Consider the following 14,370-nt stretch of genomic DNA (forward strand, 5'->3'; position numbering starts at 1 on the left):
GCCTGGGCGGAGTCCTGGGCACGTGGGCGGCGGACGGTGGCGATGACGGCGACGGCGACGGCGACGACAACGGCAACGACTATGTGGCGGTCGGCCCGGCGGGCGGCCCTACGGACCCAGGTACGGCCGGGGGGCCCACCGCAGCGGTGAGCCTGGTCCCGCTGGACACACCGGAGGGGGGCTGGGTGCTGCCCCCGGGCGCGATGGGGGCGCGGGGCGTGATGGGGTTTCGGAGTGCGGCAGCGGCTCGAGGAGCGCCCGCGGCTCGGACGCCGGCGGAGGAGCGGCGAGCGACGGAAACCCGGGCAGGTCGGCGGACTCACCGGAAACCGAGCCCGGCCCCGGCGCCCCGCAGGGAACTCCGGCCCCCGGCGCCACTCCGGGCGGCCCCGGCTCCGCCGATTCGCCTACGACGACCCCACCGCCCGCTACGCCACCAAGCCCGCCCACCTCCGAGCCCGGCCCCACGCCCCCCACCCCGGCCGTTCTCACCGTGGGCACACCCGAGCGCCGGCCCGCCGAGGAGTGCCGGTGCGAAAAGGTCACCGTCTCCTTCCGCAACACCGGCGGAGCGCCGGTCCGCTCGGGCACGGTGACCTTCGGAACGCACGTCATCGGCGCGTTGGGAGTGGACTGGGCGACGGTCGAATCGACGGAGCGGCTTCCAGCACCGATCGCACCCGGCATCCGCGAGGAGAAAACCTGAGCGGTGTGCGTCGACGCCTGGCGCGTGCCGCTGGGCATGCACGTGGAGACGCGGGACGCGTCCGTGCGGTGGAGGTGACGGGGGCTACGCCGTCGGTCGACCGGCCATGAGTTGTCAGCCCAGCGCCAGCCAGGCCACCGCCGCCACGATCGCGATGGCCGCGATCACGCCGATGATCAGGCCGACACGTGGGCCGGAAGAGGTCTGCTGCTGCTGGGCCCGAGGGGCCTCGTCGACGAAGGCGCGGAACATCTGGGTGCTGCCGGCGGGGTCGTGGTTGCCCTGGGGGCCCTGGGTGTTAGCCATGCCCAGAGACCCTAGCGAATCAGGGGGTGTGGCCCAAGTGGCGGTTGTAGGCCCTTCTCGCCGCAACCCACCTGCGTGTTTACGGTCGTAATACTTGCCTTTGCCAAGTTTTTGGACGCGGACCCCTCGGTTTTATTTGCCTGTAGCAACCAAGCGGTTCTATGGTTGCCCCAAGCAACGATAACCGGGAGGTGTGATGGCCGAGCAGGCGCAGTACGAGGAGCTCGCGCGTCAGCTCACCGCTGTCGGGGCCGTGAAGCGGGACCTCGGGCGGATCCTCCCGCCCGACTGCCCGGCCGGCTCGGCCGCCGTGCTGACGCTGCTCGGACGGAACGGCGACATGCGCATGAGCAGGCTCGCCGAGCTGCTCGCGGTGGACATGTCGGTCACCAGCCGCCATGTCGCGCACGTCGCGGAACGCGGCTGGATCCTGCGCTCCGCCGACCCGGCGGACAAGCGCTCGCGCATCCTGCACCTCACGCCGGCGGGCTGCGCGCAGCTGGACGAACTGTCCCGGCGGAGCACCGACCTGCTGGCCGACCGTCTGAGCGACTGGACCGACGACGAGGTCGAGCAGCTCATCCGGAGCCTGTCCCGGCTGCGGGCCAGCTTCGGCGACTGCCGCTCGGCCCCCCGGCCGGCGGCGCCCCCACCGGTCCCACCCGGGTCGGTCGCCCCCCCGGCGCCCACGCCCCGGCCGCCCGCACCTTCCGTGATCGACAAGACCACCCGTACACCCGCAACCACGTAAGAGAAGGAAGTCCATGGCAACGACCACACCAGCCGGTGTGCGGGCTCACGCCAAGCACGGGGGAGGTTCCCACGGGTCCTCCGACGGCGCGCCGATGACGCACCGGCAGATCATGGAGGCGCTCTCCGGGCTGCTGCTCGGCATGTTCGTGGCGATCCTGTCGTCCACGATCGTCTCCAACGCCCTCCCCGAGATCATCGGCGACCTCGGCGGCGGCCAGTCCGCCTACACGTGGGTCGTCACGGCCGCGCTGCTGTCCATGACCGCGGCCACTCCCCTGTGGGGCAAGCTCGCCGACCTGTACAGCAAGAAGGCCCTCGTCCAGATCGCCCTCGTCATCTATGTGCTGGGCTCCGCCGCCGCGGGTCTGTCGCAGAACGCCGGCATGCTCATCGCCTGCCGCGTGGTGCAGGGCATCGGCGTCGGCGGTCTCTCCGCCCTCGCCCAGATCGTGATGGCCGCGATGATCTCCCCGCGTGAGCGCGGACGTTACTCCGGCTACCTCGGCGCGACCTTCGCCGTCGCCACCGTCGGCGGCCCGCTGCTCGGCGGTGTCATCACCGACACCTCGTGGCTGGGCTGGCGCTGGTGCTTCTACGTCGGTGTGCCGTTCGCGGTCATCGCGCTGATCGTGCTGCAGAAGACACTGCACCTTCCCGTGGTGAAGCGGGACGTGAAGGTGGACTGGGGCGGCGCGTTCTTCATCTCCGCCGCGGTCTCGCTGCTGCTGGTCTGGGTCACCTTCGCCGGTGACAAGTACGACTGGCTGTCGTGGCAGACGTACGCGATGGTCGGCGGCTCGGTCGTACTCGGCCTGCTGTTCATCCTCGTCGAGTCGAAGGCGAGCGAACCGATCATCCCGCTGCGGCTGTTCCGCAACCGCACCATCACCCTGTCGTCGCTGGCCTCCCTGTTCGTGGGCGTCGCGATGTTCACCGGCACGGTCTTCTTCAGCCAGTACTTCCAGCTGGCACGGGACAAGTCCCCGACCATGTCAGGCGTCATGACGATCCCGATGATCGGCGGTCTGTTCGTCTCCTCCACCGTCTCCGGCCAGTTCATCACCCGCACCGGGCGCTGGAAGGCCTGGCTGGTCGGCGGCGGTGTACTGGTGACCGCGGGGCTGGGTCTGCTGGGCACCATCCGGTACGACACGGACTACTGGAAGATGGCCATATTCATGGCGCTGCTGGGTCTCGGCATCGGCATGATGATGCAGAACCTGGTGCTCTCCACCCAGAACCAGGTGGACCCGTCCGACCTGGGCGCGGCCAGCTCCACCGTCACCTTCTTCCGTTCCCTCGGCGGTGCGGTCGGCGTCTCCGCGCTGGGCGCGGTCATGGCCCACCGGATCACCGACTACGCCAAGGACGGAATCGCCGACCTCGGCCCGAAGTACGCCTCCCTGGCGTCCGGTTCGAGCACCGGTGACTCCATCCCGGACATGGACAAGCTGCCCGCACCGCTGCGCACGGTGATGGAGAGCGCGTACGGCCACGGCATCGCGGACGTCTTCCTGATCGCCTCGGTCCTGGCGCTGCTCGCCTTCCTCATCACGCTGTTCATCAAGGAGGTCCCCCTGAAGACGAAGGGCGCGCTGGCGCAGGCCGAGCAGTCCCCGGTCGACACCGAGGCAGCCGTCTCCCCCGCGGAGGCCGCCGCCGAGGAGCGGACCCCCAGCTCGGCCACCAGCTCCGCCTCCGCCACGGCCGACCCGGAGACCGGCCCCGAGGGCACGCAGCGGCTCGCCGCCGCCGTCGCGGTGGCCACGAAGGAGTCCGCCGGTTCCGGCGCCTTCGGTGGCATCCCGGTCCGCGGTCACGTCCGCGGCGCCGAGAGCGCGCCCGTCCCGCAGGCCGCCGTCACCCTGATCTCGCTCGCCGGGCGCCAGCTGGGCCGCTCGGTCGCGCAGCCCGACGGCGCCTACTCCCTGGACGCGCCGGGCACGGGATCGTACGTCCTGATCGCCTCCGCGGACGGTTTCCAGCCGCAGGCGTCCACGATCGTGGTGAACGGTGACGAGCCGGTCGCGTACGACATCCTGCTCAGCGGCACCAGCGGGCTGAACGGCACCGTGCGGGCCGCGGGGACCGGGCTGCCGGTCAAGGACGCGATGGTGATCGTGACCGATGTGCGCGGCGATCTGCTGGCCACCGGGACCACCGGTGAGCAGGGCGAGTTCGGCTTCGCCGAGCTGGTGCCGGGGACCGTGACGGTCGCCGTCAACGCCGCCGGGTTCCGGCCGCGCGCCCTGCCCGTCGAGGTGGGCGGCACCGGCGTCACCCGCGTCGAGGTCGATCTGGACGCCGGAGCCCAGGTCCAGGGCGTCGTACGGGCGCCGCACGGGCCGCTGGCCGACGCGCGCGTCACCCTCGTCGACGCGGCGGGCAACGTGGTCGGCACGGCGACGACCGGGGCGGACGGGGCGTACGCCTTCGCCGACCTCGACGGCGGCGAGTACACGGTCATCGCGACCGGCTACCCGCCCGTCGCCACCGCGCTGACGGTGAACGGGCCCGGCGTCGACGGGCACGACATCGAGCTCGCGCACCCCGGCGCGTAGTCCGGACACCGGCCCGTGGCGGGCGACGCGCTCCGAGCGGAGGCGCGTCCCGCCACGGGCCCGTTCCCTGTGCGCCCGGGGGGCCGCTTTCCCCACGCCTGTTCCCCCGACTTCCCCGACCTTCCTTCGTTCCCTGTGAGGAGTTACTGAGATGGGATTGACCGCGAGGATCCAGACCCGTGACGGATGGGCCGTGTCGCACGCGGTCGTCACGGTGACCGACATGACGGGCACGCAGGTGCTGCGCGCGGAGGCCGACGCGGACGGCGCCGTACGGGACGCGACGACGCTCGCGCCCGGCGCGTACACCGTCATCGTCACGGCCGTCGGCTACGCGCCCACCGCCTCCAGCGCGATCGTCACGGCGAGCGGACGGGCCGAGGTCGGCACGGTGACGCTGGCCCGGCAGGGCGGCACCGAGCTGCCGCCGCCCGGCCCGTGGACCGTCGACCCGGCGCACTCCACGGTCGGCGCCGTCGCCCAGCACCTGGGGATCTCCAGCGTGCACGGCCGGTTCACGGACTTCACCGCCGCGATCGAGATCGCCCCGGACGACGTCACCAAGTCCCGGGTGGAGGCCGTCATCCGCGCCGCCTCCATCGACACGGGCAACGGCATGCGCGACAACCACCTGAGGTCCGCGGACTTCCTGGACGTCGAGAAGCACCCCGAGATCATCTTCCGCTCGACGGGTCTGACGGCCTCGGGAGCGGACCGCTGGACCGTGCACGGGGAGCTGACCCTGCACGGCGTCGTACGACCCGTGGACCTGGACCTCGCCTACCTCGGCACCGGCTCCGACCCCTGGGGCGGGACCCGGGCCGCGTTCCGGGCCACGACGGAGCTGCGGCGCGAGGACTTCGCCATGAACTACAACCAGGTGGTGCAGGCCGGCATCGCCGCCATCGGTACGACGCTGAAGGTGGAGCTGGACGTCCAGGCCGTGCAGGGTGAGTCGCTGCCGCAAACGTAAGCCCAGCAGGGTCAGCCAGAACGGTGCCCCCAGCGCCTACGCTGACGCCATGGCACCGAACATCGCGACCAACACGCGCGTCTCCCTGGACGATCTGCTGGACTTCGTACGCCCCCGCCACCGCGCCCTGCTGCTGACCCGCCGCGCCGACGGCAGCCCCCAGGCGTCCCCGCTGACCTGCGGTGTCGACGACTCCGGGCGGATCGTCGTGTCGACCTACCCGGAGCGCGCCAAGACCCGCAACGCCAAGCGGGACCCGCGCGTCAGCGTCGTCGTCCTGAGCGACGACTGGAACGGCCCCTGGGTCCAGATCGACGGGACCGCCGAGGTCGTCGACACGCCGGACTCCGTCGAGCCGCTCGTGGAGTACTACCGCAACATCGCCGGTGAGCACCCGGACTGGGACGAATACCGGGCCGCCATGGTCAAGCAGGGCAAGTCGATCATCAGGATCACACCGGAGAAGTGGGGCCCAGTGGCAACCGGGGGCTTCCCCGCACGGCTGGTCGAGGAGGAGTAGTTCAGCCGCGCTGGACCATCGCCTCGATGCCCGCGATCAGCAGGTCCAGGGCGAAGGTGAAGTCGCGGTTCAGCATTTCCTCCACCGTGTCGCCGCCGCGGGCCGCCATGAACTCCTTCGACTCCTCGATGACGGCGGCGGCCGCGGGCGTCTCGGTCACCGAGTCCATGGCGTGCTTGAAGTAGTCGTCCGGGGTCATGCCGGCGTCCTCGACGCGGGCGTGGAAGTGGCCCTCGATCGTGCCGTAGCCGTACACGAACTGGAAGACGGCGGAGATCGCGCCCGTGATCCCGTGAGCGGGCAGCCCGGTGCGGCGGATGATGCGCTGCACCGTGCGGGAGAAGACGAGCGAGTTCGGCCCGATGTTGAGGTAGCGCCCGGCGAGCGGCGACACCCAGGGATGGCGGACCAGCTGCGTGCGGTAGAGCGTGGCCAGTGTGCGCAACTGGTCGCGCCAGTCCTCGTCCTCCGCCTCCGGGTCGGGCAGGGGCAGCCCGCCGTAGACGGCGTCCAGGGCGAGTTCGAGGAGTTCGTCCTTGGTGTCGACGTACCAGTAGACGGACATCGCCGTCACGTTCAGCTCGGCGGCCAGCCGGCGCATGGAGAACTTGGCGAGCCCCTCGGCGTCCAGCAGCCGTACGGAGACCTCGGTGATGCGCTCGCGGTCGAGCCCGGACGGCTGCCCGCCCCCACGGCCACGCCGGCGCGCCTTGTCCTCCAGCCACACGCTGCCCCGAGCGGTCCGCTCGGCTGCCTTCACCATGGCGCACCTTCCTCGACTTTCCAGGTGGCGTTCACGATAGGTGCCCCCAGCGCTCAGCCGTCCACCACCTCCGAGTCTGCCCGCTCCGCCCTGCGCAGCAACGCCGCCGCCACCAACCCGCCCAGCAACACGGCCACCGCCCCCACCAACTGGCTGGTCTCCAGACCGGAGGCGAACGCGTCGGAGATCCGCTCCTTCTCCTCCGCTCCCCGCGCCGCCGCGAGCGCGGCCGGAAGCGACGACGCGGAGACGGCGACGAGGGACGCGAAGCGGGAGTTGAGTACGGCGCCGAGGACCGCGACACCGAGTCCGTTTCCGAATTCCGCGAGCGTTCCGTTGATTCCCGCGCCCACACCCGCCTTCTCCGGCGGAATCGCCCCCATGATCGCGTTGGCCATGGCCGGCATGGACAACGCCACCCCCGCGCCCATCACGACCAGACCGAGCAGCATCCCGCCATACCCGTGCCCGCCGAGCAGCGCGATCGCCGCCAGCCCGGCCGACACCAGAGTCATGCCGAGCGCGATGGCCGCCGGCGTCCCGGCCTTGAGCACCAGCCGCGCGCCGACGCCCGTGAAGTTGAGCACGACGACCGTCAGAGCCAGCGGCGCCGTCCGCAGCCCGGCGTCCAGCGGCTCGTAGCCGAGCACGAACTGCAGGTGCTGGGTGAGCAGGAACAGCGACCCGGTCATGCCGAACGCCACGAGGATCGCGCCGGCGACGGCTCCCACGAACTTCTGGTTGCGGAAGAAGTGCATGTCCAGCATCGGGTGCTCGGTACGCAGCTCCCACGTCACGAACAGGGCGAGTACGACCACACCGACCAGGGCCGGGACCAGCACCTGCGCGGAGGTCCAGCCGTGCTCGGGCCCGGTGATGATCGCGTACACGACAGCAGTCATGCCGAGGGTCGACAGCACCGCGCCGACCAGGTCGGGCCGGTCGCCCGCCCTGTGCTTGGACTCCGGCACGAGCGCGGCCACCGCGACCAGGCCGAGTGCGGCGACGGGGATGTTGATCAGGAAGATCGCCCCCCACCAGAAGTGGTTCAGCATCACTCCGCCGATCAGCGGCCCGGCCGCGAAACCGAGTGAACTGACCGTCGACCAGAGCGCGATGGCCTTCACTCGCTCCTTGTCGTCGAATATCTGCACGACGACGGCGAGGGTCGTGGTCATCAGCAGCGCGCCGCCCACGCCCATGCCCGCACGGGCCGCGATCAGCTGGGCCGGGTTCTGGGAGAGTCCGGCCGACAGCGAGCCGACGCCGAAGATCGCGAGGCCCGACATCAGCATCAGCTTGCGGCCGTAGCGGTCGGCGGCGTTGCCCGCGGTGAGCAGCAGGCCGGACTGCACCAGCGAGTACGCGTTCATCATCCACTGGACATCGGCGGTCGACGCGTCCATCTCACGGGTGAGCGAGGGGATTGCCACGTTCAGGATCGTGTTGTCGAGCAGCACGGTGAGCTGCGCGAGACAGATGACGCCGAGGATCAGCCAGCGCTGGGGGTGGCCTTGGGCGTGGTGGATCTCGGCCTGTTCCTGGGGGGACGTTGTCATGCTGTACACCGTAGAACAGTTCCTATACGGCGTACAACGCAGTTTCTCGCCGTACGACACAGGGCGGCGCCGTACGACAGAGGGCGGTGGCCGTGGCCACCGCCCTCTCGCTCGCGTACGTGCGTCGAGTGTCAGCTCGCCTGCTGCGTCAGGTCGTAGAACGTGGCCGAACCGACCGTGACCTGCTTGAAGTTCTCCTCCACCCAGGACGTGATCTGGGAGGAGGTGCTGGAGCCGCTGTTGCCGCCGCCCATGCCGCCACCACCCATGCCACCGCCGGCGATGAAGTAGTGGATCTTTCCTGCCTCCACGAGCTTCTTGAACTCGGCCAACGTCGGCGAGGGGTCCGTGCCGTTGAAGCCGCCGATGGCCATCACCGGCTCGCCGGTGGACAGCTGATAACTCGCGGCGTTCTGGGCGCCGATGGCCGCGGCGACCCAGGTGTACTGGTCGGAGTCGGTCTCCAGCAGCTGCTGCGCCTCAGAGGTGACGGACGCGCCGTTGAGCAGGCCGCCGACACCGCCGGCGCCGCCACCGTCGCCACCGCCCGTGCGGCCGCCGTTGCCGTTCTGCTGGTTCTGGCCCGGCATGCCACCGCCGGGGAAGCCGTTGCCGTTCTGCTGGTTCTGACCCTGTTGGCCCTGCTGGCCCTGCTGGCCCTGCTGACCCTGCTGGCCCTGCTGGCCCTGCTGACCCTGCTGGCCCTGCTGGCCCGGCATGCCTCCGCCGAAGCCGCCGCGCATCCCGCCACCGCCGCCGGGGCCGCCCCGGCCGCCGCCCATCATGCTCGCGCCCGCCGGGCCCGCCGTGACGATGGAGCCGGTGTGGCCCTCCTGGAGCGTGCTGAGGGTGTAGGCGGTCGGTCCGGCCAGTGCGGCCACGACGCTCACGGACGCCGCCGCGAGCGCCAGTTGCCGGGTCACCCGGCCCGCGAAGATCAGGCCGAGCGCGCCGACCAGGCCGCCGATCAGCACCAGCCACTTGAGCCAGGGCAGGTAGTCCGGGGTGCGGTTGAGCAGGACGTAGCTCCAGGAGACCGCCGCCACGACCGAGGCAGCGAGGGTGATCGACGCCCAGAACTCGCTGCGCCTCTCCCACAGGGCTCCGGCGCCCATGCCGATCACGGCCGCCATGTAGGGCGCGAGGGCCACCGTGTAGTACTGGTGGAAGATGCCCGCCATGTAGCTGAAGACGGCCATGGTCATCAGCAACGAGCCGCCCCAGACCAGGAAAGAACCGCGGGTCACCGACGTGCGGCGGGCCTTTCGGGTGGCTACCAGGCCCGCGACGAGCAGAACCAGCGCGGCCGGCAGCAGCCACGAGATCTGGCCGCCGATCTCGGAGTTGAACATCCGGTCCCAGCCGGTCTCGCCCCACTGCCCGGTGTTGCCGCCGCCACCGCCGCCGCCGACGCTGCCGGTCTCCTCGCCGTTGAGCCGGCCGAGCCCGTTGTAGCCGAAGGTCAGCTCCAAGAAGGAGTTGTTCTGCGAACCGCCGATGTACGGACGCGAGGACGCGGGCCACAGCTCGACGATCGCGACCCACCAGCCGCCGGAGACGACCAGCGCGACGGTCGCCAGGGCCAGCTGTCCGAATCGCTTCCTCACGCTCACCGGCGCGCAGACCGCGTACACGATCGCCAGCGGCGGCAGGATCAGGAAGGCCTGGAGCGTCTTGGCGAGGAACGCGAAACCGATTGCGGCACCGGCCCACACCAGCCACTTCGTCCGGCCGTCCTCCAGCGCGCGGACGACGAGGTAGCAGGCGACCGCCATCAGCAGCGCCAGCATCGCGTCCGGGTTGTTGAAGCGGAACATCAGCGCCGCGACGGGGGTGAGCGCGAGCACCGCGCCCGCGATCAGGCCGGAGGCGGGGCTGAACCGGCGTCGTACGGCCGCGTAGACCACGGCTACCGTGCCGACGCCCATGAGGACCTCGGGGGCGAGGATGGCCCACGAGTTGAGGCCGAAGATCCTGACCGACAGTTCCATCGGCCACAGGGAGGCCGGGGGCTTGTCGACGGTGATGGCGTTGGCCGCGTCCAGCGAGCCGAAGAAGAAGGCCTTCCAGCTCTTGCTGCCGGCCTGGACGGCCGCGGAGTAGAAGGAGTTGGCGTAACCGGAGGAGCTCAGGTTGTAGAGGTAGAGCAGGCAGGTCGCCAGGAGCAGGCCGAGGAAGGCGGGGCGTACCCAGCTGGGGTCCTCGGGCCGACCCCGCCACAGTCTGCGGGCGAGGGGCTGCTTGGGCTCACCCGAGTCGGGGGCCGGCGGGGTAGCTGTTTCACGTGAAACAGTCGTCCGCTCCGTCGTCTGGTCGTAGTGGATGGTCATCGGGAGTCCCCCGTGTCGGTGTCGTGGGGACGCATCGGCTGCAACCGCATGGTGGCGTCCCTCCAGGTGCCGTCCGCGGCTTCACCGGCGCGGAACTCGGTCGTGTCGTACGTGGTGTCGTAGGTGGTGTCGCAAGTCGTGCCGCACGCGGCGTGCGTCAGGGGGCGCTGCGGCAGCGGCGCGAACAGGTCCTGCCGCGGGGCCGCGCCCACCGTCACGTATGCCGGTGCCGAAGGGCGGGCGTCGGTCGAGGTATGCGTGCCGCTCTCCCGCCGGTCCGGGAACACCCACGCCCGGAAGAGCAAGAAGCGCAGGACGGTCGCCGCGAGGTTGGCGGCGATCAGGACCGCCAGTTCGGTGGAGTGCGCGGGGCCGGACGTCGCCGCGCCCAGGGCGACGAGCGAGCCGCTGGTCAGGGCGAGTCCGATGCCGAAGACGACCAGGCCCTGCGCCTGGTGGCGGACGGCTCCGCCGCGGCCGCGCACCCCGAAGGTCAGGCGCCGGTTGGCGGCGGTGTTGGCGACGGCCGAGACGAGCAGCGCCAGCGCGTTGGCCACCTGCGAGCCGCCGAACTGCCGGAAAACGCTGTACAGGAGCAGGTAGAAGAGGGTGGACAGGCCGCCGACGACGCAGAATCCGACGAGCTGGCGGGCCAGGCCCTTCGGCACGTCCTGGATGTCGCGGTCACGGGGGTCGTCACCGAACGGGCGGGTGAGCCGGTCCAGCGGCAGCGAACCGGAGGCAAGGGCCTTGCCCACCCGCCACACACCCCTGAGGTCGTCGGTCGCCGTCTTCACGATGTGCACGGTCGAGTCCGGGTCGTCGACCCAGTCGACCGGCACCTCGTGGATCCTGAGCCCCGCCCGCTCGGCGAGCACCAGCATCTCGGTGTCGAAGAACCAGCCGGTGTCCTCGACGAGCGGCAGCAGGATCTGGGCGACGTCCCGGCGGATCGCCTTGAAGCCGCACTGCGCGTCCGAGAAGCGGGCTTGGAGCGAGCCGCGCAGGATCAGGTTGTACGCCCGGCTGATGAACTCCCGCTTGGGCCCGCGCACCACCCGGGAGCTACGCGCGAGCCGGGAGCCGATCGCCAGGTCGGAGTGGCCGGAGATCAGCGGCGCCACCAGCGGCAGCAGCGCGTTGAGGTCGGTGGACAGGTCCACGTCCATGTAGGCGAGGATCGGCGCGTCCGAGGCGGACCAGACGGTCCGCAAGGCCCGGCCGCGGCCCTTCTGCTCCAGGCGGAAGGACCTCACCTCCGCGAGCTGTGCGTCCAGCCGTGCCGCCACCTGGGGCGTGGTGTCCGTCGACGCGTTGTCCGCGACCGTGATGCGGAACGGGTACGGGAAGGTGCGCTTCAGGTGGTCGTGCAGTCTGCGGACGCACGGCTCGAGGTCCTTCTCCTCGTTGTAGACGGGGATCACTACGTCCAGGACAGGCGTACCGGCTGCCGCGGCCGGGAGGTGCTCCCGCGCCGGCAGGGTGCCGGGAGAAGAGTCGGTTCGCATGCGAACGACTCTCGTCAGGCGCCCTGTTCCGCCCATGTGGTGGTGCTGTGCTGTGCCTGTGGGTCCAGTTGCCAGTTCGTGTCCGGCGACGGCTGCGGCACGGCGGGGCCGAGCGCGGGCAGGTGCACCGTGAACACGGTCTGCCCGGGCACGCTGTCGACGGTCACGGCACCGCCGTGCGCGGTCGCCACGGCCTGCACGATGGCGAGGCCGAGGCCGGTCGAGCCGGTGGCGCGCGAGCGCGCGGAATCGCCGCGCGCGAACCGTTCGAAGACGTGCGGGAGCAGGTCCGGCGGGATGCCCTGACCGTTGTCCTGGACGTCCACGCACAGCCACGGCCCGCGTCGCTGCACGCGGGCGGTGATGGTCGTACCGGGTGGTGTGTGGGTGCGGGCGTTGGCAAGCAGGTTGACCAGCACCTGTTGCAGCCGGGCCGCGTCCGCGGACACCAGCGCGGGCTCGTCGGGCAGTTCCAGCCGCCATACGTGGTCCCGGCCGGCCGCGCGCGCGTCGCTGATGGTGTCGACGACGAGCGGTACGAGGTCGGTCTGCTCGAACTGCAGCGGCCGCCCCGCGTCGAGCCGGGCCAGCAGCAGGAGGTCCTCGACGAGCAGGGTCATCCGGCCGGCCTCGGACTCGATACGGCCGAGGGCGTGCCGGGTGTCGGGCCCTACCTGCTCCCTGCCGCGCCGGGTCAGCTCGGCGTACCCGCGGATCGAGGCGAGGGGCGTACGCAGCTCATGACTGGCGTCGGCGACGAATTGCCGTACCCGTGTCTCGCTCTGCTGCCGTGCGTGCAGCGCTCCGTGGACGTGGTCGAGCATCCGGTTGAGCGCGGCGCCGACCTGGCCGACCTCGGTGTGCGGGTCGGTCTCGGACTCCGGGACGCGCTCACTGAGGTTCACCTCGCCGGTGTGCAGGGGGAGTTCGGAGACACGGGTGGCGGTGGCGGCGACCTTGCGCAGGGGGCGGGTGGCGACGCCGATGAGGACGGAGCCCGCGATGGCGGCGGCGACCAGGCCGGCGCCGGTGACGCTCACCTCGACGAGGATGAGGGTGTTGATGGTGGCGTTGACCGACTCCGTGGGCAGGGCGACGTAGTAAGTGCCTCCGTCCTGTCCGGGGACGTACTGCACGCGGTACTCGCCGAGGCCGGGGATGTCGACGGTGTGCGTACCCGTGGTCGGCACCTTGGCGAGGGCGGCCTTCTGCTCGTCGGTGAGGGGGTCGGCCTTGTTGCGCTGGAAGGGGCCCTTCTCGGTGGGGTCCTCCACGGCGATGACCGCCCGGGTGACCGTGCCGTCGGTGCCGACCTCGGCGGCGATGGTCTTGGGCTGCGCCGGCCCCTGGGCGAAGCCCGTGATCCTGTCCGTCGAGCCCGGGTCGTTTCCGCCCCCGGGCTTCATGGGTCCCGACAGACGCTTGCCGGTGTCCTTGACCTTCTCGTCCAACTGCTCGTACAGATGCGACCGCAGTGCCAGCGTCGTCACCGTACCGATAACGGCGCACACCACCGCGATCAACACCACGGATGCGACGACGAGCCGCGACCGCAGAGTGCGCGGCTTGCGTGCTCGCCTCTGCGGGCGCGGCCGTCGTCGCCCGCTCACGAGACGGCTGGCTTGATGAGGTAACCGGCACCACGCCGCGTGTGGATCATCGGCTCACGTCCGGCGTCGATCTTCCGCCGCAGGTACGAGATGTAGAGCTCGACCACATTGGCCTGGCCACCGAAGTCGTAGGACCACACCCGGTCGAGGATCTGCGCCTTGCTGAGCACGCGCCGCGGGTTGCGCATGAGGAAGCGCAGCAGCTCGAACTCGGTGGCGGTGAGGTGGATGTTCTGCCCGGACCGCGACACCTCGTGGCTGTCCTCGTCGAGGGTGAGGTCACCGACGACCAGCATGGAGTCGGAACGGCGGTCGGCGGCACCGGAACGCCGGATCAGGCCACGCAGCCGTGCGACGACCTCCTCGAGGCTGAACGGCTTGGTGACGTAGTCGTCCCCACCCGCGGTGAGCCCGGCGATACGGTCCTCCACGGCGTCCTTGGCCGTCAGGAACAGCACCGGCACGTCCGGCAGGTCGCGCCGCAGCCGCCCGAGGACGGCCAGCCCGTCCATATCGGGCAGCATCATGTCCAGGACGACGGCGTCGGGCCGGAAATCGCGCGCGGTCTGGATCGCGCCCGTTCCGTCACCCGCGCTCCGGATCTGCCATCCCTCATAGCGCAGGGCCATGGACAGCAGTTCGGTGATCGACAGTTCGTCGTCCACCACAAGCACTCGGACGGGGCTCCCGTCCGGCCTCAGCAGTTCGGTGCGCCCCTGGGGCGAGGTCGTGGTCATGGTGGACACCTTGGCGAGATCCTCTGAGAACACCCTTTCCGGAG

12 protein-coding genes are annotated in these 14,370 nt (G+C 70.8%); 5 read left to right on the top strand and 7 right to left on the bottom strand.

Going from position 1 to position 14,370, the window contains the following annotated elements; genetic code table 11:
• Nucleotides 1-493: 493 nt before the first annotated feature.
• Nucleotides 494-706: a hypothetical protein gene (locus tag IG99_RS50285; protein WP_234311865.1), complete on the top strand. Its 213-nt coding sequence runs from the start codon at nt 494-496 to the stop codon at nt 704-706.
• A gap of 114 nt (nt 707-820) precedes the next feature.
• Here the strand turns inward: IG99_RS50285 and IG99_RS16535 are convergent, their stop codons facing one another.
• Nucleotides 821-1,012 (bottom strand): hypothetical protein, encoded by a 192-nt coding sequence (locus IG99_RS16535; RefSeq protein WP_037674713.1) that lies wholly within the window; start codon nt 1,010-1,012, stop codon nt 821-823.
• 196 nt (nt 1,013-1,208) lie between these two features.
• Here IG99_RS16535 and IG99_RS16540 point away from each other — a divergent pair, with 196 nt between their 5' ends.
• The 4 genes from IG99_RS16540 to IG99_RS16555 all read left to right on the top strand — a co-directional run bounded on the left by IG99_RS16540 (nt 1,209) and on the right by IG99_RS16555 (nt 5,819).
• Nucleotides 1,209-1,763 carry a MarR family winged helix-turn-helix transcriptional regulator gene (locus tag IG99_RS16540; protein ID WP_037674715.1) on the top strand — a complete coding sequence of 185 codons (555 nt, stop codon included), beginning with the start codon at nt 1,209-1,211 and terminating at the stop codon, nt 1,761-1,763.
• 94 nt (nt 1,764-1,857) lie between these two features.
• On the top strand, nt 1,858-4,326 hold the full coding sequence (locus IG99_RS16545; RefSeq protein WP_463607315.1) for an MFS transporter: 2,469 nt from the start codon (nt 1,858-1,860) through the stop codon (nt 4,324-4,326).
• A gap of 151 nt (nt 4,327-4,477) precedes the next feature.
• On the top strand, nt 4,478-5,299 hold the full coding sequence (locus IG99_RS16550; RefSeq protein ID WP_037674719.1) for a YceI family protein: 822 nt from the start codon (nt 4,478-4,480) through the stop codon (nt 5,297-5,299).
• Between the two features lie 49 nt (nt 5,300-5,348).
• Complete coding sequence (locus IG99_RS16555; protein ID WP_037674721.1) at nt 5,349-5,819, top strand: PPOX class F420-dependent oxidoreductase; 471 nt, start codon at nt 5,349-5,351, stop codon at nt 5,817-5,819.
• 1 nt (nt 5,820) lies between these two features.
• Here IG99_RS16555 and IG99_RS16560 read toward each other — a convergent pair whose 3' ends face one another.
• The 6 genes from IG99_RS16560 to IG99_RS16585 all read right to left on the bottom strand — a co-directional run bounded on the left by IG99_RS16560 (nt 5,821) and on the right by IG99_RS16585 (nt 14,326).
• On the bottom strand, nt 5,821-6,582 hold the full coding sequence (locus IG99_RS16560) for a TetR/AcrR family transcriptional regulator (protein WP_051865472.1): 762 nt from the start codon (nt 6,580-6,582) through the stop codon (nt 5,821-5,823).
• A 53-nt stretch (nt 6,583-6,635) separates the two neighbouring features.
• The gene (locus IG99_RS16565; protein WP_037675145.1) at nt 6,636-8,141 is read right to left on the bottom strand and encodes an MFS transporter; all 1,506 of its coding nucleotides are present in this window, start codon (nt 8,139-8,141) and stop codon (nt 6,636-6,638) included.
• Nucleotides 8,142-8,272: 131 nt separating this feature from the next.
• On the bottom strand, nt 8,273-10,471 hold the full coding sequence (locus IG99_RS16570) for an ArnT family glycosyltransferase (RefSeq protein WP_078947746.1): 2,199 nt from the start codon (nt 10,469-10,471) through the stop codon (nt 8,273-8,275).
• Nucleotides 10,468-11,979: a bifunctional glycosyltransferase family 2/GtrA family protein gene (locus IG99_RS16575; protein ID WP_037674723.1), complete on the bottom strand. Its 1,512-nt coding sequence runs from the start codon at nt 11,977-11,979 to the stop codon at nt 10,468-10,470. Before IG99_RS16575 ends, IG99_RS16570 begins: the two co-directional genes overlap by 4 nt.
• Before the next feature lie 14 nt (nt 11,980-11,993).
• Nucleotides 11,994-13,589: a sensor histidine kinase gene (locus IG99_RS16580; RefSeq protein ID WP_078947747.1), complete on the bottom strand. Its 1,596-nt coding sequence runs from the start codon at nt 13,587-13,589 to the stop codon at nt 11,994-11,996.
• The gene (locus tag IG99_RS16585; protein ID WP_234311866.1) at nt 13,586-14,326 is read right to left on the bottom strand and encodes a response regulator transcription factor; all 741 of its coding nucleotides are present in this window, start codon (nt 14,324-14,326) and stop codon (nt 13,586-13,588) included. The genes IG99_RS16580 and IG99_RS16585 overlap by 4 nt, the downstream gene beginning before the upstream one ends.
• Between the last annotated feature and the right edge of the window lie 44 nt (nt 14,327-14,370).

It is taken from the genome of Streptomyces griseus subsp. griseus, assembly GCF_000720255.1.
In the GTDB taxonomy this organism is placed as follows: domain Bacteria; phylum Actinomycetota; class Actinomycetes; order Streptomycetales; family Streptomycetaceae; genus Streptomyces; species Streptomyces griseus_I.